This window comes from Nonomuraea sp. NPDC050663 (assembly GCF_044456985.1).
In the GTDB taxonomy this organism is placed as follows: Bacteria; Actinomycetota; Actinomycetes; order Streptosporangiales; family Streptosporangiaceae; genus Nonomuraea.
In genome coordinates, this window is sequence record NZ_JBITGL010000001.1 from 17,001 (window position 1) to 38,758 (window position 21,758).

The 21,758-nt window shown below is 68.7% G+C and carries 14 protein-coding genes and 2 CRISPR repeat arrays; of the genes, 10 read left to right on the top strand and 4 right to left on the bottom strand.

Annotation, left to right across the window (positions count from 1 at the left end; translation table 11 throughout):
* Positions 1 to 43 precede the first annotated feature (43 nt).
* The 9 genes from ACIBH1_RS00105 to cas2e all read left to right on the top strand — a co-directional run bounded on the left by ACIBH1_RS00105 (position 44) and on the right by cas2e (position 11,602).
* Positions 44 to 856 (top strand): NAD(P)H-binding protein, encoded by an 813-nt coding sequence (locus ACIBH1_RS00105; RefSeq protein ID WP_397311325.1) that lies wholly within the window; start codon positions 44 to 46, stop codon positions 854 to 856.
* Between the two features lie 491 nt (positions 857 to 1,347).
* Positions 1,348 to 2,718: a CRISPR direct-repeat array (repeat unit 29 nt; unit sequence CGGATCACCCCCACAGGCGTGGGGAGGAC).
* Positions 2,719 to 2,901: 183 nt separating this feature from the next.
* Positions 2,902 to 5,583, top strand: coding sequence for a CRISPR-associated helicase Cas3' (cas3, locus tag ACIBH1_RS00110; protein ID WP_397311326.1), 2,682 nt, complete (start codon positions 2,902 to 2,904; stop codon positions 5,581 to 5,583).
* A 267-nt stretch (positions 5,584 to 5,850) separates the two neighbouring features.
* Positions 5,851 to 7,329, top strand: coding sequence for a type I-E CRISPR-associated protein Cse1/CasA (gene casA / locus ACIBH1_RS00115; protein ID WP_397311327.1), 1,479 nt, complete (start codon positions 5,851 to 5,853; stop codon positions 7,327 to 7,329).
* Positions 7,329 to 7,871, top strand: coding sequence for a type I-E CRISPR-associated protein Cse2/CasB (gene casB / locus ACIBH1_RS00120; protein WP_397311328.1), 543 nt, complete (start codon positions 7,329 to 7,331; stop codon positions 7,869 to 7,871). The genes casA and casB overlap by 1 nt, the downstream gene beginning before the upstream one ends.
* Complete coding sequence (gene cas7e / locus ACIBH1_RS00125) at positions 7,868 to 8,986, top strand: type I-E CRISPR-associated protein Cas7/Cse4/CasC (protein WP_397311329.1); 1,119 nt, start codon at positions 7,868 to 7,870, stop codon at positions 8,984 to 8,986. The genes casB and cas7e overlap by 4 nt, the downstream gene beginning before the upstream one ends.
* Positions 8,983 to 9,708, top strand: coding sequence for a type I-E CRISPR-associated protein Cas5/CasD (gene cas5e, locus ACIBH1_RS00130; RefSeq protein WP_397311330.1), 726 nt, complete (start codon positions 8,983 to 8,985; stop codon positions 9,706 to 9,708). Before cas7e ends, cas5e begins: the two co-directional genes overlap by 4 nt.
* Complete coding sequence (cas6e, locus tag ACIBH1_RS00135) at positions 9,705 to 10,313, top strand: type I-E CRISPR-associated protein Cas6/Cse3/CasE (protein WP_397311331.1); 609 nt, start codon at positions 9,705 to 9,707, stop codon at positions 10,311 to 10,313. Before cas5e ends, cas6e begins: the two co-directional genes overlap by 4 nt.
* A gap of 41 nt (positions 10,314 to 10,354) precedes the next feature.
* On the top strand, positions 10,355 to 11,278 hold the full coding sequence (gene cas1e / locus ACIBH1_RS00140) for a type I-E CRISPR-associated endonuclease Cas1e (protein WP_397312167.1): 924 nt from the start codon (positions 10,355 to 10,357) through the stop codon (positions 11,276 to 11,278).
* Positions 11,279 to 11,290: 12 nt separating this feature from the next.
* Entirely contained in the window at positions 11,291 to 11,602 is a 312-nt protein-coding gene (cas2e, locus tag ACIBH1_RS00145; RefSeq protein WP_397312168.1) for a type I-E CRISPR-associated endoribonuclease Cas2e, read from the top strand.
* A 193-nt stretch (positions 11,603 to 11,795) separates the two neighbouring features.
* A CRISPR array of direct repeats spans positions 11,796 to 14,326; the repeat unit is 28 nt; unit sequence GTGCTCCCCACGCCCGTGGGGGTGAACC.
* A 267-nt stretch (positions 14,327 to 14,593) separates the two neighbouring features.
* On the opposite strand, the gene ACIBH1_RS00150 is transcribed toward cas2e, so the two are convergent.
* The 3 genes from ACIBH1_RS00150 to ACIBH1_RS00160 all read right to left on the bottom strand — a co-directional run bounded on the left by ACIBH1_RS00150 (position 14,594) and on the right by ACIBH1_RS00160 (position 19,588).
* Entirely contained in the window at positions 14,594 to 15,058 is a 465-nt protein-coding gene (locus ACIBH1_RS00150) for a hypothetical protein (protein WP_397311332.1), read from the bottom strand.
* An 80-nt stretch (positions 15,059 to 15,138) separates the two neighbouring features.
* A complete protein-coding gene (locus tag ACIBH1_RS00155) occupies positions 15,139 to 16,263 on the bottom strand; it encodes an acyl-CoA dehydrogenase family protein (protein ID WP_397311333.1) in 1,125 nt (374 codons plus the stop codon).
* The gene (locus ACIBH1_RS00160; RefSeq protein WP_397311334.1) at positions 16,253 to 19,588 is read right to left on the bottom strand and encodes an indolepyruvate ferredoxin oxidoreductase family protein; all 3,336 of its coding nucleotides are present in this window, start codon (positions 19,586 to 19,588) and stop codon (positions 16,253 to 16,255) included. Before ACIBH1_RS00160 ends, ACIBH1_RS00155 begins: the two co-directional genes overlap by 11 nt.
* A 108-nt stretch (positions 19,589 to 19,696) precedes the next feature.
* Here ACIBH1_RS00160 and ACIBH1_RS00165 point away from each other — a divergent pair, with 108 nt between their 5' ends.
* On the top strand, positions 19,697 to 20,149 hold the full coding sequence (locus ACIBH1_RS00165) for an Lrp/AsnC family transcriptional regulator (protein ID WP_312895020.1): 453 nt from the start codon (positions 19,697 to 19,699) through the stop codon (positions 20,147 to 20,149).
* Here ACIBH1_RS00165 and ACIBH1_RS00170 read toward each other — a convergent pair.
* Positions 20,126 to 21,694 (bottom strand): SDR family oxidoreductase, encoded by a 1,569-nt coding sequence (locus tag ACIBH1_RS00170; RefSeq protein ID WP_397311335.1) that lies wholly within the window; start codon positions 21,692 to 21,694, stop codon positions 20,126 to 20,128. The two genes, ACIBH1_RS00165 and ACIBH1_RS00170, sit on opposite strands and share 24 nt — an antisense overlap.
* Positions 21,695 to 21,758 lie beyond the last annotated feature (64 nt).

A 21,758-nucleotide genomic window follows, 5' to 3' on the forward strand; every position in this document is an offset into this window, starting at 1 on the left:
TAAGTCAGTCAACTAACTAACTTCAGCACTCCAAGGAGCCATCATGATCGCCGTCACCGGTGCCACTGGAAACACGGGCCGTGAGCTGGTCAACGCCTTGCACTCGGCAGGCGAGGAGGTGCTGGCGATCTCTCGCACGCCCGCCACCTTCCCCGAAGGCGTCACCCATGTGGCCGCCGACCTGACCCGACCGGAAACCCTCCCGCTTGAGGGGGTCGACACGCTGTTCCTCCTGATGGAGGGCGATCCGGAAGCGGTGCTCAGGCACGCCAAGGGCGTCGACAAGATCGTCCTGCTGTCCTCGCAGGGGGCAGGCACCAGGCCGGGGCCGTACCGCCACGCTGTCGTCTTCGAGGAGGCCCTCCGCGCGTGGGACGGCGACTGGACGATCCTGCGTCCCGGCGGCTTCAACTCCAACGCCTTCGCCTGGGCAGGGACCATCGGCGAGAGCCGCACCGCCCACGCCCCCTTCGGCGACGTCGGCCTGCCCACGATCGACCCCCGCGACATCGCCGAGGTCGCCGCCGTAACCCTCACCCAGGGCGGCCACACGGGCGCCATCTACGAGCTCACCGGCCCTGAACTCACCACCCCGAGGCAACGAGCGGCGACGATCGGGGACCTGCTGGCCAGCCCGGTGCGCTTCGTCGAGCAGACCCCGGAGGAGGCACGGGCGGCGATGCTGCAATACATGCCCGAGCCGGTCGTCACCAGCACGCTTCAGATCCTCGGCACCCCGTCGGCACAGGAGCAGCGCGTGAGCGGAGACGTCGAGAGCCTGCTCGGCCGCGCCCCACGCCCGTTCGCCGACTGGGCCGCCCGCAACATCGAGGCCTTCAGGGGAACAGGGGCCTGACCATCGCAGTCGGGGCCGGGTCGCTGCCATGGGTCGTCACCATGGGGCAATGACCCGGCCCACGACGATCACAGCCGCATCGGTTCGCCCTCAGGCCTACAGATGCCGCGCAATCACCAACCGCTGGATCTGATTGGTCCTCTCGAAGATCTGCATGATCTCCGATGTGCGTGTGGATCATCAGCGGTGCCGCTACTTCGAGTGCCTCTGAGCTGGGGCGAAACGTTGCGGTGCTGCGCGTGGTCTCTCACGGCTTTTCGGCGCTTCACGGAACGAGCACGGAACTGGATGAGCTCTGTGAGCTGAGTTGGTGGGAGGAGTAAGCGAGGAGACGGACGATCGCGTCGTGCCCAGTGCCGAGGGCCGACGAAGGAGGTCCTTGGCGACGATCGCCCTGACCACGTACGGCGAGTTGCGAAGTCCGCGATCGTCACGGCGCCAGCACAGTACGGCCTAGCACTGCGGTGTAGGGACCTTGCCCGAGGTCTGCCACGGATACCCCCACAGGCGTGGGGAGGACTGGCCCAGCGCCTGCCCGCCGGTGACGGCCACCGGATCACCCCCACAGGCGTGGGGAGGACGGGCGCGGCACCGAACACCCCGAACTCATGGCCGGATCACCCCCACAGGCGTGGGGAGGACGCCTTCGGCTGGTTCCGAGACCGCATCCTCGGCGGATCACCCCCACAGGCGTGGGGAGGACGCCTGGTCTACACGAAGCCGAATCTCGGCAACGGATCACCCCCACAGGCGTGGGGAGGACTCGAACCCGCGCGGGTGTCACCCCGGCCACGCCGGATCCCCCCCACAGGCGTGGGGAGGACGGAGCCCCCAGCCTGGGCCTGCTGGTGCCGTTCAGGATCACCCCCACAGGCGTGGGGAGGACCACGCCATCTGCAGCGCGGGCCCGTCGACGGGCGGATCACCCCCACAGGCGTGGGGAGGACCAGGCCCGCCGACAGGACGACCTCCAGCGTCGGCGGATCACCCCCACAGGCGTGGGGAGGACCGCGTGTAGTGCAGCGTAGGCATGCGAATGCCCGGATCACCCCCACAGGCGTGGGGAGGACGGTGGTTGGATAGGTGCCGGTCCCCGTCCCTCCGGATCACCCCCACAGGCGTGGGGAGGACCAGAACGCCCCTCCGAGGGCCTTCTGGGCGTCCGGATCACCCCCACAGGCGTGGGGAGGACGGTGGTTGGATAGGTGCCGGTCCCCATCCCTCCGGATCATCCCCACAGGCGTGGGGAGGACCTCGACCGCCGCCTCGATGTCGTCGCGCGGGGCGGATCACCCCCACAGGCGTGGGGAGGACCAGCGCCTCTGCCAGGTGTGCGGCGAGACCGCCGGATCACCCCCACAGGCGTGGGGAGGACGCCAAGTCCGTCGAGCCCGAGACGCTGGGGGCCGGATCACCCCCACAGGCGTGGGAGGACGCAGGGGTCCTGTCGGGCCCCGCAGTCTTGGACGGATCACCCCCACAGGTGTGGGGAGGACGGCGTCCCTGACCGTCCGCGGGACGGGATCGCCGGATCACCCCCACAGGCGTGGGGAGGACGTACGCCCCACTGGCAAGGCGCTCGGCAGAGTCGGATCACCCCCACAGGCGTGGGGAGGACCGCGTTGATTACAGGCATGAGGCGATTCCCTCCGGATCACCCCCACAGGCGTGGGGAGGACCCGAGCGCGCCACGAGCCTGGGAGATGACGCCCGGATCACCCCCACAGGCGTGGGGAGGACGGCCTCTTCGAGCGTCATCGCGTCTCCGCTCTCGGATCACCCCCACAGGCGTGGGGAGGACGGTTCGAGGGAGGGCGCCTGCCACAGTCGCGGCGGATCACCCCCACAGGCGTGGGGAGGACACTTCGCGACCTGCTAGTTTGCGGCGCCCACTGCATGTTTTGCAGGAGCGTGCGGCTCCGCGGCGCGGGTCGGTTGGCGACTCATGTTGTGGTTGTTCTCGATCTCGGGTGTTTTGTCGGTCGAGGACCTTATAGTAGGCCTGCCTGAGGGAGGCGAGAGTGAATAGAGGTGAGAAGGGGGCGGTGTTGAAGGGTTGGCCAGAACTAGATTTATGGTTGTGGGGAAAGCAGAAGGGCCTGCCCTCGCCATATCCGGTGGTCTGCCATCTCCTAGACGCTGTAGCAGGCGTCGAGGAACTTTGGGACACCTACCTGGCTGCGGGCACTCGTAACGCGCTCGCATCAGGTCTAGGCGTGTCGGAGAAGCAGGCTCGGAGTGTGCTGGCCTACTGGGCAGGGCTCCACGACATCTGCAAGATCATGCCTTGCTTTCAGTCTAGATATGATCCGGCTTTCCAGAAACTCTGGAATTATCCGGCCCCGATAGGCGAATTCAAGCCGCATGCTTATGCGATACACGTCTGGCTAGGTCACATTCTTGCTGAGGCGGGCTATCCAGCCCGTAATTCAAGGGCATCGGCTTTTCGGGTAGCGCAACTACTCGGGGGGCACCACGGAACGTTCCATTCCTACGATTCTCGTCAAATGCGAAACCCGCTCGCATACTTGCCTGAACTGGGCCTAGGTCGGTGGGATGAACAACGCCGCGCCGTTGCCGCGGCAGTCCACGAACTCGCAGGACGTCCTGAGCCGCCCGAGACCGTCCCGGCGCCAGTGGCTGCCCTGGCATGCGGTCTGGTCATCCTCGCCGACTGGCTGGTCAGCCAGGATCACTTTCTGCGCGCCCAGTTGACCCATGGGCTCCCGAGACAGGGAGATCGCGATTCGCTGGCGCGCCACCTGGCTGACACCCGCGCGGCCATGCCCGCCGTACTGCGAGAAGCCGGCCTCATCCGCCCTGCCTTCGCAGCAGGCGGGTTCCGAGACGACTTCCCCCAGATCGAGGAGCCCAACGGACTTCAGCGCTCGATCAGCGAGCACCTGCCCGGTCTCCTGGAAGGAGGCGCTGGGCTGTTGATGGTCATGGCGCCGATGGGGGAAGGGAAGACCGAGATCGCGTTGCATGCCGCGAAACTGATGGGGGAGGCAGCAGGCACGCCGGGATTCAACTTCGGGCTTCCAACGATGGCTACGACGGATCAGATGTTCCGGCGGGTGAATGAGTTCAGGCTGCGCCGGGCGCGGGGGACGATCACGTTGCTGCATGGCATGGCGTGGCTGGACGACTGGGCGTACTCTCCCGCCGGGAACGCGGTAGAGGTGTTGACCGATGATCCATTCGCCACCCAGTGGCTGCGGGGTGCCAAACGTGGGCTGCTGGCAGGGTTGTCGGTGGCCACCATCGACCAGGCGTTGCTGGCGGTGCTGCGTGGCAGGCACAACGTGCTGCGAATGCTGGGCTTGGTCGGCAAGGTGCTGGTCGTCGATGAGGTCCACGCCTACGACGCCTACATGCAGGGGTTGCTGAAGCGATTGGTGAGCTGGCTGGGCGCGATGAAGGTGCCGGTCGTCCTGCTGTCGGCGACGCTTCCCGTCGCGGTTGGCCGCAGGTTAGCCGAGGCATATCTGAACGGGGCGGGGGTGGGGACCCCTGTGCCCGAGGTGCGGTATCCGGGCTGGATCTATGTGAGCCCGACCGCCGCTATCTCAACCCCGGTCCAGGTCCGGGAACGGAGTCTCGCGCTTGCGTCCGGGAACGTTCCCATCAGGGCCGATGGCCGTCCCGACAGGAGGGAGGCTATCGGCGAGGTGCTGTCCGCTCTGCCTGTGGAGGGTGGATGCGCCGCGATCGTGTGTAACACCGTCGCAGAAGCGCAGCAGACCTATCTGGATCTCGCCGACCGCTTCGCGAGAGATGGAAGCGTACGGCTGGCGCTGCTGCACTCCCGGTTCCCCGCTTATCGCCGGGAGGAGATCACTCGCGAGGTAGTCAGCTGGTTTGGCAAGGAGGCTGGGAGAGGCCGGCCGGGTCGGGCCATTCTGGTGGCGACGCAGGTCATCGAGCAGTCCCTCGACCTGGACTTCGACATCATGATCAGTGATCTGGCGCCAGTGGCGCTGCTCCTGCAGCGGGCAGGTCGCTGTCATCGGCACCCGGTCAACGACGCGAGGCGTCCCGCATGGGCTCGTGATATGCGGCTGGTCGTGCTTAGCCCGGTCGATGGGACGGGGAAGTTCACGATCCCGAAGGCCTGGCCGTTCGTCTATCACCGATCGCTGCTGTGCCGTACTCACCAGGCATTGGTTGGAGTTCATCGCATCGACATCCCCGGTGAGATCCAGCAGCTCGTCGACGAGGTCTACGACGAGGAGTTCACTGATCAAAGCAAGGTCTTCACCGACGAAGACCTGGACAGGATCGCCGAGGAACAGACTCGCGACATGTACGCGGCGATGGCCACCATCCCCGAGCCTTCCGCTCTGCATGACCTGGTCGACCTCAGTAAGGGTGAGATTGTCGACGAGTATTCGACCCGTCTCGGCGCCGACTCGGGCCGAGTGGTCTGCTGCTTCCGCGACTCTGGCGGCGTGCTCCGGCTCCCCGGTAGCGGAGCACTACTTCCGCTCACGCCTACCAAATACGGCCAATTCTCCAAGTCTCAGGTCAAGAGCATCATGCGTGAGACCATCCCCGTTCCGGGGGCCTGGCTGCGCGGCGTCGCCCGGCAGGACGAGTGGAGCCAGAGCCCACACCTGCGCGAGTTGGTCGTGCTTGAGCTTGCTGACGAGGTCGGTGAACTTGGTTCGCGGGCTGTGCGCCTCGCCGAGGATCTCGGGCTCTACAGGATGGAACCAACCCCATGACGACGGACCCACTGGTTCCCGAGGCCCGTAGAGCGTGGTCACCTACAAGGCTCAATCCGACCCAGCTGTGGACGATCGTAATCACCGCGAAGTGCATCGCAATCAATGCCGCCTCTTTCGCGGCTGGGTATGTATCTGCTTGCTGCCTCTTGCGCGTATCTCCTCCCTCGCGTGTGCGAGGGTGCGCCAGTCGACCACCCAACCGCCCCTTGGCTGGTTCTTCCTCACGTCCCGTGGGGGTTCAGGGCTATCAGGAGAAGAGCGGCGATGACTTTTGATCTTGCAACTCGCTCATGGCTATGGGCCGCCGTCGGCAACACACGATCCAGAACTGGGCTCCTAGAGCTCTTTCTCAGAGCACACGAACTCGACGACATCCAGGTGCCCATGCCTCCGGCCGCCGCCGGATTATGGCGCGTACTGACGGTGATCGCTGCGCGTGTGAGCGGGCTGGATACCGATCCGACTACCTGGTTCGACCGTCGGGAACGCGTCCTGGAGGCTGGGAGGTTCGACGCCGACGCAGTGCGAAGGTACTTCGAGAAGCATGCTGACCGGTTCGATCTCTTCGATCCTGTCCGGCCGTGGCTGCAGGATCCGCGTCTGCGCGAGCAATGCGCCAAGAGTTCAGGAGTCAATCGCCTGCTACTCACCAGGCCCTCGGGCAACAACCAGGTCTGGTTCGCGCACATCAGCGATCTCGACACCCGTCCCGTGTCGGCCGCTGAGGCGGTCTGGCACCTGCTCGCGCAGCTCTACTACGGACCATCTGGACGGTGCACGTCCAGGACCGTCAACGGACGCGCGGAAGCCAACAGCAAGGCAGGCCCGCTGCGCAGCAGCATTTCCTTCCATCCGGTTGGCCGGAACGTCTTCGAATCCCTCGTCGCCGGGATCCCTACACCGGACGCGTTCGGTATCGCCCCTTGGGAGGCAGACGAGCTCCCGGACCCCCTCGGCGTCCCACAGAACACCGATATCCTGACCGGCCGATTCCAGCACGCCATCCTGCTCCAGCCATCGGAAGATGGTAAATCGGTGGATGACGCCTGGCTCACCTGGGCGTGGCGTAACCGCGAGTTTCCCGGCCACGACCCCTACCTGATCTACCAGCGGAACAAGCAAGAGCAGGAATACGCGCGTCAGGCCAACGCCAGTCGTGCCTTGTGGCGCGACTTCGACGCCCTGCTGCTGGAAGACGTCGGCGACCAGCACGCCAACCGGCCTGCCGTACTCAGGAACGCGGAGGAACTGCGCGACTGGCTCCTTCCCCACCTGCGGGTGCGCGCCTTCGGGTTCGACCAGGATGGGCAGACCCGCGACAAGGAATGGACCGTCGCCCTCACCCCGCCGGTCGGCGACCTCATGACCGACCACGAACTCGCCATTGCCGTGAGTGCCATGCGGCAGGTGGCCGAGCGGCTCGAACTCCATCTGGAGCGAGCCTTGCGCAACGCGTGGGTAGCGATCAACGACCCGTCCAACGGTGATGCACCCCCGCAGCGCAAGGACGTCTCGAAGGGGCCGTGGCCGGCCCGTGGCGCCTTCCGATACTGGGGCGGGGCCGAGCGGATCTTCTGGAATCAGGTCCGGTCCCGCGACTTCGACAAGGCGCGCCATGAGTTCCTGCAACTGGCGCTCGACGCTTTCGACGATGTGACCGACAGCGCAGGTGTGCTGCCGCGGGCCAAGCGCGCCATCGAACGCAACCGCCGCTACATCTACGCAGCGCTGAAGGAGAACTGATGACGGCCACGGCCGAGCGGTACGTCACCCACCTGGCCGAGGTCTTCGGCCGTGATCCGGGCCGCCGCGCCGCGGCGCGACGGAGTCTGGGACGTCCCGTCAACGATCCCATGACCCGACGGGCTGACGCAGTCGTTGCACGCTGGCTTCCGGAGAACCGATCCACCGCCACGGAGGCCGCGTACTACACGGTGGCCGCACTCATCGCCACCCAACCCAAGGGCAGCGAAGAAGGCTCGCCCGGACCCGGCAATCTCGGGCACACCCTCGGCCTCGCCGTACGAGACAAGGGGTTGAACCCGGACGGAATCGAGAAGCGATTGCACCTGCTGTGCCGTCAGGACGTCCGCGGCGTCCACCGACAACTGCCAGCCCTGATCAGACAGCTCACCGGCGCTGGCCTGCAACCCGACTGGGCCGGGCTCCTGCTCGATCTCGGCGGCTGGGATCGCCGCCGCGACCAGATCACCAAGCGGTGGCTGCAGGCGTTCTACCGCGCCGCTAATCCCGTCAACGACGTTCAGGAAAGCGAGAACCAGTGACCACCCCCCGATACCTTGACGTGCACATCCTGCAGACCGTGCCCTTCGCGAACCTCAATCGCGACGATCTCGGCTCGCCCAAGAGCGTGGTGTACGGCGGTGCCACACGCACCCGCGTCTCCAGCCAGTGCTGGAAGCGCGCCGTACGTCTCGACGTGGAGACCGTGCTCTCCGATCCCGCGGTTCGCACCCGCAGAGTCCCTGCCGAGGTAGCGGCCCGGCTCATCAAGCGCGACTGGTCGGAGGAGGCTGCGCAGGCTGCAGGGGCTCAGCTCGTCCTCTCGGCGGGGAAGAGCGGCCTGAAGCTTGAAGACAAGGGCGGAACGTCCGTTCTGCTCTACCTGCCCAGGACTGCTCTGGACGCGCTGGCCGACCTGGCAGAAGAGCATCGGGAGGCCATCGAGGCCACCGTCGGGAAAAAGGGGGCCAAGGCCAGCCTGCCCAATCAGGAGATCGCCAGACTGCTGTCGGACCGCAACGGCGTGATCAACCTGTTCGGACGTATGCTCGCGGAGCTGCCTGGCGCGGGGGTGGACGGCGCCGTCCAGGTCGCGCACGCTTTCACCACGCACGAGGTCGCGCCTGAGATCGACTTCTTCACCGCGGTCGACGACTGCCTGCCCGCCGACGCGGTCGGTAGTGGACACATGAACAGTGCCGAGTTCAGCGCGGGAGTCTTCTACCGCTACGCCAGCATCAACCTGGCGGACCTGCTGGACAACCTCGGCGGCGACGCGTCCATGGCACACGAGCTGACCGCCGAGTTCGTCCGCGCGTTCGTCGCCTCCCTGCCCACCGGCAAGCAGACCTCATCGGCTGCCAACACCCTGCCCGACCTGGTGCACATCGCCGTCCGCACCGACCGGCCACTGTCGTACGCCGGGGCCTTCGAGGCTCCGGTGCGTCCCGAGAACGGCCTGGCCGAGCCGTCGCGCCAACGGCTTGCCGACTACGCTGTACGGCTGGGCAAGCTGTGGGGAGCCTCAGGCCTGGTTCGATCCGGCTATGCCAGCGTCGAGGAGAAGCGGCTCGACGGTCTGGGGGAGGAACGGGTCTCCTTCGGAGAGCTGATCTCGGACTCGGCGGCGAGCGCGTATCCGGGAACGTCGGCGTGAGCGGTCTGGTGCTCCGCCTGGCCGCGCCATTGCAGTCCTGGGGGGAACACTCTGCCTTCGCCAACCGCGACACGCTTCGCCATCCCACCCGCTCGGGTCTGATCGGGCTGCTCGCCGCAGCCGAAGGGGTGCAGCGCGGCCGGCCCCTGTCGGCCTACGACGATCTGCGTTTCACCGTCAGGATCGACCGGCCGGGCGTTCCCTTGGTCGACTTCCACACCATTGGCGGTGGCTTGGAGCGTAGTGTCCCCACCGCTGAGGGCGGGCAACGCTCCCGCGAAACGGCCACGATGGTTACCCGACGTCATTACTTGTCCGACGCCGTGTTCACCGTGGCCATCGAAGGTCCTCGCACCGCCGAGCTCGCCCAGGCGTTGCGTAACCCGCGCTGGCACCCGTTCTTGGGCCGCCGCTCTTGCCCGCCGGACCAGCCGATGCTGCTCTGCGCCGATGCGGTCGACCCAGTGGCGGATCTGGAACAGCGCGTACCGATCGCGCGACCTCCGCGCAATCGCGGGGTCGACTTCGTCGTCGAGGGAGTAGCCAAAGGCGCTGCGGCCGTGACCGAGCTCGCCGACGTGCCCGAGACGTTCAGCCGGTACGACCGGCGCTATCGCACGCGTAGCGTCAGCATGATCACCCGCGACATCCCGCAGGAGCTGCACGTCACCGGCGTCGACTACTGGGAGGCGTTGGCCGCATACATGGGAGTTGCCTCATGACGGCCTGGCTGATCCGCATCCTCCCCAATACACGCAGGCGCGACGTGCAGAAGGATTTAGCGGACGCAGACCTTCTGCACAAGCGGATGATGCTGCTCGCCCCTGACGAGCTTGGCGAACAAGCACGTCACCGCGCCGGGATTCTGTTCCGCGTCGAGGACGGGCGGGCCGGACTCCAGTTGCTGGTCCAGACGGGCGTGCCGCCACGGCTGGACCGGCTTCCCGACGGGTACGGCGAGGCCGCCGTCCGGGACCTGACCGGGCTCCTCGCCGGGCTGAACGCCGGCGATCTCGTCCGCTACCGCATTGACGCCAATCCCACCAAGCGCAACAACCAGTCCCGCAGGATCGAAGGGCTCCGTGGGGGAGCCGCCGATACATGGTGGGCAGGGCGAGCCGCGGGTCACGGGCTTGCCGTACTCACCAGCACATCGCAGCAGCAGCAGGACATCCGCGCCAAGGGCGGACGTCACGCGGTAGTCCGCTTCGATGGATTGGCGTCCGTCACCGATCCCAAACTGGTCGTTGAAGCTGTTGTGGGTGGGATTGGTCGGGCCAAGTCGTACGGCTGTGGCATGCTCAGCCTGGCGCGGGCCGCTCGATGAGTGACAACGCTCGGCGCAAGTTGGCCGCACCCACACTTGCGATGTTGCCGCGGGTGGCGGATTCACTCTCGTTCTTGTACGCCGGAGCCGTCAAGATCGTCCAAGACGACACCGGGGTGTGTGCGCGGGTCGAGTCCGCGCGGGGCGCTGACCGGATCTACATCCCAACGGCGGCGCTTTCGTGCGTGCTGCTCGGGCCTGGGACTTCGATCACGCAGCCGGCGATGGCGACCTTCGCTCGGCACGGGACGACGCTGGTGTGTGTCGGGGCAGGTGGCGTGCGCAGCTACGCCGGGATCATGCCTGCCTCTCTGTCCACGGTGTGGCTGGAGAAACAGGTCCGTGCCTGGTCATCCGACGAGGCCCGGCTGGGCGTGGCCGTACGGATGTACGAGAGGCGATTCGGCGAGGCACCGACTGGCGCGACGTTGGCGCAGCTGCGTGGTTTCGAGGGGCAACGGATCAAAGCGCTGTATCGGCTGCTGGCTACCAAGTATCAGGTCAAGAGATTCCGGCGGAACTATGATCCGGATGCGTGGGACGAGCAGGATCCGGTCAACAAAGCCCTATCCGCGGCCAACGCATGTATGTACGGAGTGGTCCATGCCGCCATTCTGGCGCTGGGGTGCTCGCCCGCGCTTGGGTTCATCCACAGTGGGACGCAGTTGGCGTTCGTCTACGACATCGCCGACCTGTACAAGGCCAAGATTACGATCCCGCTGGCCTTCTCACTGCATGCCTCGCCCGATCCTGAGCGTCAAGCCCGGCGGCAGCTGCGGGATGACTTCCGTGCCTACAAGCTCATGCCGCAGATTGTCGCCGACATCCAGCAGGTCATCGCTCCGGATGAGGGTGCGTCCGTCGGTGACCGTACCAGCGACCTGGTGCACCTGTGGGACCCGGAAGCTGGTCCGCTGCCCTCCGGAGTGAACTACGGCTTTGACGCCCCCGCGGATTCGGAGTAGCGCGTGGCTTCCATGGTCGTCATCTCCACTACCGCGATACCCGATCACGTCGGCGGAGCCCTGTCGCGCTGGTTGATCGAACCGACGCCTGGGCTCTACGTGGGAACGGTATCTGCGCGCGTCCGGGACGAGCTGTGGGCAGCCGTCAGCGCCAGTGTGGGAGACGGGATGGCTGTCCTCATCCACCCGGCCACCAACGAACAAGGCTTCCGGATCCGAACCGCAGGTCAACGACGCCGCCACGTGACCGACTTCGACGGGCTGCAACTCATCATGTTCGCTGCTCCGCAGGCAGGCGATGACAAACCGCCGATGGACTGGTAGAGCGGCGGGTCGTGAAATCCGCGCAAGCCCGTTGGCGCGAGGTGGACGAGCGATCCTCCTGGCGATCCAGGCCTTCATGGCCCGGTGGGTTCCCAGCCCTGATAGGGGAGCCTCGACGAGGTCACGGGAAAGGGCGACAATCACCGACATGTGCATCGTTGCAGGTCACGCGTATTCTGGCTGGTCAGAAAGTGTGCTCCCCACGCCCGTGGGGGTGAACCGGAGTGGATGGTGCACGGCTCCCAGAGTTGGGCGTGCTCCCCACGCCCGTGGGGGTGAACCGATCACGTCGGTGCCGGAGGTGCCCGCAGAACCGTGCTCCCCACGCCCGTGGGGGTGAACCGCCGCGGCCGCGCCGCCGGCCACCGCGCCGGCCGTGCTCCCCACGCCCGTGGGGGTGAACCGTCTCTGGGGATCTTCGCCTGATCGAACGCCTCGTGCTCCCCACGCCCGTGGGGGTGAACCGGCGAGCTTGGCGGCGGAGGCGCCCGCGTTGGCGTGCTCCCCACGCCCGTGGGGGTGAACCGCAGCGTGGACGCCTCGCGGCTAAGGCGGCGTCGTGCTCCCCACGCCCGTGGGGGTGAACCGCTCGTGCGCGTATCCGGAGCCCCCTCGATGTCGTGCTCCCCACGCCCGTGGGGGTGAACCGTCTTGCCGGGCGGCGTGCCCGGCGATCGCGTTGTGCTCCCCACGCCCGTGGGGGTGAACCGTGTCACACTGTATCCGTAGGCGTAGGGTGTGCGTGCTCCCCACGCCCGTGGGGGTGAACCGTCCTCAGCCATCCTGAGCGCACCTATGAGGCGTGCTCCCCACGCCCGTGGGGGTGAACCGACGACCGCATCGTCACCGCGTGCGTCGCCCTCGTGCTCCCCACGCCCGTGGGGGTGAACCGGCGCTTCACAGCCTGCGCGCTGAGGGGCTCGTGTGCTCCCCACGCCCGTGGGGGTGAACCGGCGTTCGAGCAGATCGGCAACGCCGTCCCGCCGTGCTCCCCACGCCCGTGGGGGTGAACCGCCGAGAAGGAACGAGAGAACGCCGGCGCTGACGTGCTCCCCACGCCCGTGGGGGTGAACCTGAGAAGTATCGGGCCGCCTTAAAGCAGGCGGACGTGCTCCCCACGCCCGTGGGGGTGAACCGAGCGTCTTCACAACATCCTCGAACGTCGGCTCGTGCTCCCCACGCCCGTGGGGGTGAACCGTCGACTGCGCAGGGAGACAACTGCGTCGAGATGTGCTCCCCACGCCCGTGGGGGTGAACCGTCGATCGCCGACACCCGCATGAACGACCTGGCGTGCTCCCCACGCCCGTGGGGGTGAACCGCGCCCGCGGACACGGCGGCCGCCACGGTGGTGGTGCTCCCCACGCCCGTGGGGGTGAACCGGCCGGCAGGGCCGCGTCCTCGACGAATCCGGCGTGCTCCCCACGCCCGTGGGGGTGAACCGGCGATGCTGTCCCGCCTGGATGGCGCCGCGTGGTGCTCCCCACGCCCGTGGGGGTGAACCGCGAGCCGTCATCGAGGCGCGCGACCAGTTCAGGTGCTCCCCACGCCCGTGGGGGTGAACCGTCCACTTGAGTGTGCTCGAGGTAGCACGGGTCGTGCTCCCCACGCCCGTGGGGGTGAACCGGTACCGGCCTGGTAGACGGGACCGAGCGGGGCGTGCTCCCCACGCCCGTGGGGGTGAACCGCAGCACGGCGCGTTTGGGTGACCCTCAGCCAGGTGCTCCCCACGCCCGTGGGGGTGAACCGTTCAACCGCGGCGCGCTGCTGCGAACGGACCTGTGCTCCCCACGCCCGTGGGGGTGAACCGCGCCGTGTCGCGCTCCTCGCTTCAGGTCGGCGGTGCTCCCCACGCCCGTGGGGGTGAACCGACCCGCCAGCAGGTCCGCCAGCTGCGACGCACGTGCTCCCCACGCCCGTGGGGGTGAACCGCAGTTCATGAACCTCAACATGACCATCGAGGCGTGCTCCCCACGCCCGTGGGGGTGAACCGCGGGACAGGTCCTTGCCCGCCATGGCGGCGGCGTGCTCCCCACGCCCGTGGGGGTGAACCGTCCTCCTCGACCGGTCCGGCTCCATGACCTTCGTGCTCCCCACGCCCGTGGGGGTGAACCGCGACTCCACAAGCAGCTCACCGACCACCAGCCGTGCTCCCCATGCCCGTGGGGGTGAACCGATCCGCGACCCTCGATGCTGTTCGAGGACGGGGTGCTCCCCACGCCCGTGGGGGTGAACCGTCGCATGAAGATCATCCGTAGGCGGGAGTGGCGTGCTCCCCACGCCCGTGGGGGTGAACCGCTTTCACGGAGGGCGGCGGCGTCGGAGTTGATGTGCTCCCCACGCCCGTGGGGGTGAACCGCAGCCCGAAGGGACGCTCGAGGTCATCACGTCGTGCTCCCCACGCCCGTGGGGGTGAACCGGGCTATCCTGCGGGGCCTCTCCGGGCTCCGACGTGCTCCCCGCGCCCGTGGGGGTGAACCGAACACGGTCTCCTACGCCGGCGAACTCGCCGGGTGCTCCCCCACGCCCGTGGGGGTGAACCGCAGGGCATCGACCTGATGTCCTCGCTGGTGAAGTGCTCCCCACACCTGTGGGGGTGATCCGCGCCTGCACCGGGCGACGATCACCTTGGCCAAGTGCTCCCCACGCCTGTGGGGGTGAACCGCCGTACTGCTGGCCGCGCCCGAGCGCCAGCTGGTGCGCCCCACGCCCGTGGGGGCGAATCGATCCGGACGCTCGCAGGCGTCGAGATCAGCGGGTGCTCTCTATGCCGGGGGCGTGAACGGGTCAGCGGCGTCAGCGGTCCGCGGAGGCTTCCGTGCTTCCACGCCCCGTGGGGATCACCGGGCGAGTACACCGGCCTGGTGCACGCTCGGGTTGTGCGAGGCATCGGCGTCGCAGCTTGTGACCATGCGCATGGACCTCGTCAGGATCCCAACAACAGCTCACCGGATCTCTCAGCGACACTACGAACGATCCGCAGGGGATCCGCACTAGTGATGTGGACCTCCTAAATGCCTACGGGGTGTCAAGACCCGCCACTCGCTTCGCACCACAAGCTGTGGGAGCGCGGGCACCGTCGAAGTCCCTTGGCTGGCCGCTCGACGGGTGGCTTCCGGTCGTAGCTGCTCCAGCCAGATGGTTGGCGCGTGGGCGGCGCTGGCCGCGACCGGCCGAAGAGCCGCAGCGCGGCCAGCGACCGCCCCGACGTGCGCCGACCGCCATGGGCGGGCGGCCTTGAACCCGTAGAGAAAGTTCTCATTCAGTGATCGCAGTTTCATGATCATTTCGAGCGGATGATTCGGATGGCCTGACGGCGCTGGCTGACTCCGTACGATCTTCGACGTGGCGTCTGGTCCCAGCCCATGACCGGAGACGAACTCCTCGGCCCAGCGAAGGAACGCGGCTTCCAGATCGATCAGCGTGTTGTCGAGATCGAAGAGCGCGAGTCGCTGCACATCATGATCGTACGGCTCTCACGGAACAGCGACGGAACAGCCAGGATCTGCGGGGTGCGGCAAACCGCTCCGCCCCAGCTCTACAGATGCCGCGCGATCACCAACCGCTGGATCTGATTGGTCCCCTCGAAGATCTGCATGACCTTCGCCTCCCGCATGAACCTCTCCACGGGAAACTCCCGCGTATACCCATACCCCCCGAAAACCTGCACAGCATCCGTAGTCACCTTCATAGCCGCGTCCGTCGCCACGAGCTTGGCGATGCTCGCCTGCCGCGAATACTCCACCCCCGCGTCCCGTCGCCGGGCGGCGTCCAGGTAGGTGGCGCGTGCTGATTCCACGGCCGCCGCCATGTCGGCGAGCAGGAAGCCGAGCCCCTGGTGCAGGATGATCTTGCGCCCGAACGCCGTGCGCTCCTTGGCGTAGTCCACGGCGGCGTCCAAGGCCGCCTGGGCGAGGCCGGTGGCGCAGGCGGCGATGCCGAGACGGCCCGAGTCCAGGGCGGCGAAGGCGATGCGCAGGCCCTGGCCGTCGGCGCCGACGAGGCGGTCGGTCTCGAGGAAGGCGTCGTCCCAGTGCGCGGCCGTGGTGGGGACGCCGTGCAGGCCCATCTTCTCCTCGGGCCGGCCGAAGGTGAGCCCTTCGACGGCGCCGGGCGCGTGGAAGCACGACACGCCCGTGGGCGTGCGCGCGAAGAGGGTGTAGAAGTCGGCCCTCCCGCCGTGGGTGATCCAGGCCTTGCTGCCGCTGATGCGGTAGCCGCCCTCGGCGGGGGTGGCCTTGCAGGTCAGGGCGGCGGCGTCGGAGCCGGCCTGCGGTTCCGACAGGCTGTAGCCGCCGACGAGGCCGCCGCCGAGCATGTCGGGCAGCCAGCGTTCGCGCTGCTCGGGGGTGCCGAACTCCAGCAGCGGGAAGCACGACAGCGTGTGCACGGAGACCGCGACCGCGACGGCGGCCCAGCGCTGGGCGAGCTCTTCCAGCATCTGCAGGTAGACCTCGTACGGCTGGCCGCCTCCGCCGTACTCCTCCGGCTGGGGCAGGCTGAGCAGTCCGGCGGCTCCGAGGGTGCGGAACAGGCCTTCCGGGTAGGTCTCGTTGCGCTCGTGCTCGTCGACGCGTGAGGCGAGCTCCTTGTCGGCCACGTCGCGCACCAGGTCGAGCAGGTCGCGGGCCTCTTCGGTGGGGAGCAACCGGTCAACGGCCAAGACCAACCTCCTGAGCTGAGGCCAGGGCGGACAGGGCCGCGCCGGCGCGTGAGCGGAACTCGTCGACTCGGGCGAGCTTGATGTCCTCGTACCCGCGGATCATGTCGGGCAACTCGACGATTTCGGTCACGGCGTCGGCGGTGGCGGGCGACAGGTGCTCCAGCGCCTGCCGTACGAGCTCGCGGTATTCGCCGATCAGGGCGCGCTCGACGCGGCGCACGCCCGCGTAGCCGAACACGTCGAGGCGGGTGCCGCGCAGGCCCTTCATCGAGCGCAGGACCCGGAAGACGGGCCCTGCCGTACGGCGGAGCTTGATCTTGCGCTTCATGCCCATGGCGCGGAAGACGGGCGGGTGCAGCAGGACGGCGACGGAGGCGTCGGCGCCGAACTCGGCCTCGCGCCTGGCGATCTCCTCCGGATCGAGGTGGAGGCGGGCGACCTCGTACTCGTCCTTGTAGGCCATGAGCTTGTGCAGCCCGCGCGCGTAGCCGGTGGCGATGCGCGGGCCGTACTCCTCGGTCAGCGCGGCGACCCGGCGGACCTCGGCGGCGTAGGAGTGGGCGTAGGAGGCGTTCTGGTAGCCGGTGAGGTCGGCGGCGCGGCGTTCGAGCACCGCGTCGATGGTCTCCTCCACAGCCTGGGGACGGGAGCCGAGCGCCGCCGCCCTGCCGTGGCGGAACGCGGCGAGGTTCTTGTCGACGGCCGCGCCGTTGAGCTCGATGGCGCGCTCGATGGCGGAGGCGGCGATCGGCAGGCATCCGTGCTGGTAGGCGGCGCCGATGAGCAGCATGTTGGCTGGCATGTGGTCGGCGAACAGGCGCTCGGACAGGCTCTGGGCGTCGAGCGCGAGGACCTGGCGGGTGGCGCTCTCGATGCGGGCCAGGGCCGGGTCGCCCGTGCCCAGGGGAGCGTGGCCGGTGACCATGGCGGCGGTCGGCACCACGGCGCTGTTGACCACCGCGATGGTGTGGCGCTCGTCGGCGGTGGCCAGGTTGGCCTCGGTGGCCGCGCCCAGCAGGTCGAAGCCGATGATCACGTCGGCGCGGGTGGCCTTGGGCGTGCCGACGATGGGCGACTTGGACAGGCGCACGTCGCTGACGACGGGGCCGCCCTTCTGCGCGAGGCCGGTCTGCTCGAGCCCGGCGGCGTGCAGGCCGTCGAGGTGGGCGGCCATCTGCAGGATCTGCGACACGGTGACCACGCCGGTGCCGCCGATGCCGGGCATGCGCAGCACCACGTCGCCGTGGAAGCGTAGCTCGGGATCGGGCAGGTCGGGCAGGTCCGGCAGGACCGGCTTGCGCCTGGTGCCCGGCGTCACCAGCAGGAACGACGGGCAGTCGCCCTTCAGGCAGCTGAAGTCGGAGTTGCACGAGGGCTGGTGGATGCGCGTCTTGCGGCCGAACTCGGTCTCGACCGGCTGCACCGACAGGCACGTCGACACGTCGCCGCAGTCGCCGCATCCTTCGCAGACCCGCTCGTTGACGACGACCTTCTCGGCGGGAGCGGGCAGCTTGCCGCGCTTGCGCAGGCGGCGCTCCTCGGCGGCGCAGCGGTCGTCGTGGATGAGCACGGTCACCCCGTCGACGTCCGACAGCTCCTTCTCGGAGGCGGCGAAGTCGTCGCGGTGCCGTACCGAGGTGATAGGGGCCAGCCGGATGCCCCGGTAGTCCTCGGGCGTCGGCGTGGTGATCACGATGCGGCGCACGCCCTCCAGGGCCAGCCAGTGCGTGAGGGTGGGGATGTCGAGCTTGCCCTCGGCGCGCTGGCCGCCGGTCATGGCGACCGCGTCGTTGTAGAGCAGCTTGTAGGTCATGGTCACCCCGGCGGCGACGGCGGCGCGTACGGCCAGCGAGCCGGAGTGGTGGAAGGTGCCGTCGCCGAGGTTCTGCACGAAGTGGCGGTCGTCGGTGAAGGGCGCCAGGCCGATCCACTGCGCGCCCTCGCCGCCCATCTGGGTCAGGCCCACCTGGGTGCCGCGGCCCTCGCCGGACAGGGCGATCATGGCGTGGCATCCGATGCCGACGCCGACGAGGGTCTCGTCGGCGGTGCGGGTGGAGATGTTGTGCGGGCAGCCGGAGCAGAAGTACGGCGTGCGCGAGGCGAGCAGCGGCAGCGAGCGGGACGGCTTCGGGCGTGACGACGTCGACAGGGCCGCCGACGTCGATGATGTCGTGGCGGGCACCGGCTCGTGGCGGAAGGCGCCGGGCGCGAGCGTGGCCAGCGCCCCGGTCACGTCGGCGGCCGACAGCGTGCCCCGGGCGGTCAGCAGGTCGCGTCCGGCCACGCGCGGCGTGTTCTCGCGCCCGTAGAGCGCGGCCTTGAGGTGGTCTTCTAGGAAGGCCGTCTTGTCCTCGACGACGAGCACGGTCCGCAGGCCCGCGGTCATCTCCGCCAGCGCGTCGGCGTCGAGGGGGTACGGCATGCCGAGCTTGATGAGCCTGAACTCGCCCTCGATGCCCGCGTCGGCCAGGGCGCGCTCGACCACGGCGAAGCTCGTCCCCGAGGCGAGGACGCCGATCGTGGCCCCGGCGGGGTCGGCGACGACACGGTTGAGCCCGGCCTGGCGGGCATACTGCCTGGCCAGCGCGAGCCGCCTGGTGAGCAGGTCGTGCTCGGCCTCGACGGCGGAGGGACCGACGAGGGTGGGCACCGGCGTGTCGGTGCGCCCGGGCATCGGCAGCTCGGGCAGGGCGAGGTCGACGGTGGCGGAGGCGTCGGCGATGTCCGCCACGATCTTCAGCCCCACCCAGAGCCCGCTGGCCCGGGACATGGCGACCGCGTGCAGGCCGAACTCGATGATCTCGGCGACCGAGCCGGGAGCCAGGAGCGGCATGAACAGGCTCTGGCACATCGGCTCGCACGAGCTGGGCACCGTGGACGACTTGCATCCCGGGTCGTCACCGATCCAGGCGACCGCGCCGCCCTGCGCCGCCGTACCCGCCATGTTGGCGTGCCGGATGGCGTCGGCGGCCCGGTCCAGGCCGGGGTTCTTGCCGTACCAGAAGCCGGTCACCCCGTCGTGGCGCTTGCCAGGGGTGGCGCGCAGGAGCTGGGTGCCGGCCACGGCGGTGGCGGCCAGCTCTTCGTTGAGCCCGGCCTGGAAGACCACGCCGGCCGGCTCCAGGAAGCGCTTTGCGCGTCCCATCTCCAGGTCGACCCCGCCCAGGGGCGAGCCCTGGTAGCCGGAGACGAACACGCGGGTGTTCAGGCCGCGGGCGGTGTCAAGGCGGCGCTGTTCGAGCGTCAGCCTGACCAGGGCCTGGATGCCGGAGATCAGCACCCGGCCGTCGGCCGCGGTGTACTTGTCGTCGAGATGGACGTCCACGGGAGAAGCACAACAACCCTGGTCCGGGATGCGCAAGTATCGCATGACAAATTCCGCAACAGACGCAAACTCTTTGCGGAACAGGTCCTGACGCGTAGATTTACTTGCGTGCTGGATGACATAGATCACAGGGTGATCCGCCTCCTGGTGGAGGACGGCCGCCGGACATTTTCGGAAATGGCGGAGCAGGTCGGGCTCTCCGTCGCCGCCGTCAAGCGGCGGGTCGACCGGCTCAGGGAGCTCGGTGTGATCACCGGCTTCACCGCCAAGGTCGACTACGCCAAGCTCGGCTGGGGCATCCAGGCCTTCACCGAGATGCGCTACTCCGGCAGCACCCCGGTGGGCGAGATCGTGCGCACCACCACGGGCTTCCCCGAGGTGGAGGAGGTCTTCACGATCGCCGGCGACCCCGACGCGCTGATCCACCTGCGCGCCCGCGACCTGGAACATCTGCAGCAGGTCATCGACAACCTGCGCCGCGGCGGCAACGTCACCGGCACCAAGACGCTCATGGTGCTCGGCTCGTGGAGCAAGGACTCACGCCAGATCCGCCGCGCCTGAGCGGGCGGCGCGGGCGATGTTGCGCGGCATGCGCCCGAAGATGAGGTGGTGGAAGGGCGAGATGCCCCGCCAGTACAGGTGCCCGAGCAGGCCGTGCGGGTGGAACAGCGCCCGCTGCCGGTAGTGGGTGCGGCCGGGATGCGCGCCGGGTTCGGCCGACAGCTCCAGCCAGGCCAGGCCGGGCAGGCGCATCTCGGCGCGCAACCTCAGGAGCCGCCCCGGCTCGATCTCCTCGACCCGCCAGAAGTCCAGGGCGTCGCCCACGCGCAGCCGGCGCGGGTCGCGCCTCCCGCGGCGCAGGCCCACGCCGCCGAGCAGCCCGTCGGCCAGGCCGCGCAGGCGCCAGGCGACGGGCAGGGAATACCAGCCGTTGGCGCCGCCGATGCCCTCGATCACCCGCCACACCTCGGCGGGCGGGGCGGCGATGTCCGCTTCGCGCTCGTCGGCGTACAGGCTGCCGCCCGCCCAGTCGGGGTCGGAGGGAAGCGGGTCGCTGGGCGCCCCCGGGGTGGAGGCCGACGACCATCGGGTGGCCACGTCGGCGTCCTTCACGCGGCGCAGGGCCAGCCGTACGGCCTCGTCGAAACCGATCAGACCGCCGGCGGGGTCGGGGACGTATCCGGCGATGTCGTGCTCGCGGCAGACCGCCTCGTGACGCAGCGACTCGACCAGCGGGCGGGCGATGCTCGCGGGCACCGGGGTGACCAGGCCGACCCAGTGGCTGGACAGGCCGGGTGACAGGAACGGGACCGGGATGATCATCCGGCGCGGCAGGCCGGCCACGTCGGCGTAGCGGCGCATCATGTCGGCGTAGCTGAGCACGTCGGGCCCGCCGACGTCGAACGCCCGGTTGAGGTCGGAAGCCCGGTTGAGGTCGGAAGATCGGTTGAGGTCGGAAGATCGGTTGACGTCGGAAGCCCGGTTGACGTCGGACGCCCCGTCAGCCCCGGCGGGGAGCTCCGCCCAGGCGACGAGGTAGCGGAGCATGTCGCGGATCGCGATCGGCTGCGTCGGCGTGCTCACCCACCGGGGCGTCGTCATCACCGGCAGCCGCTCGGTCAAATACCTCAGCATCTCGAACGACGCCGAGCCCGACCCGATGATCACCGCCGCCCGCATCACCACCGCCGGCACCGGCGCCGCCAGGAAGATCTCGCCGACCTCCGCCCGTGATCGCATGTGGGCCGACAGCTCCCCGGAGGCGTGCGTGAGCCCGCCCAGGTACACGATGCGCCGCACCCCGGCCTCGTGCGCCGCCCGCGCGAAGGTCTCGGCCGCCCGGCGGTCGCGTTCGGCGAACGAGGCCCCGGCGGCCATCGAGTGCACCAGGTAGTAGGCGACCTCGGCCCCGTCGAGCGCGCGGCGCATCGACTCCGCGTCGCCCACGTCCCCGGCCAGGGCCGTGATCCGCCCCGCCCACGGCAGGTCGCGCAGCCGCTCGGGCCGCCGTGCCACGCAGGTGACCTCGTGCCCGGCGTCGAGCAGTTCCGGCACCAGGCGCCCGCCGACGTAGCCGGTCGCCCCCGTCACCAGCACTTTCCCCATGTCTTCATCTTCGCGAGCCGGGTAGCGCCGGATGCAACCGGCCGCGCCGTCGCTGCGAAATACA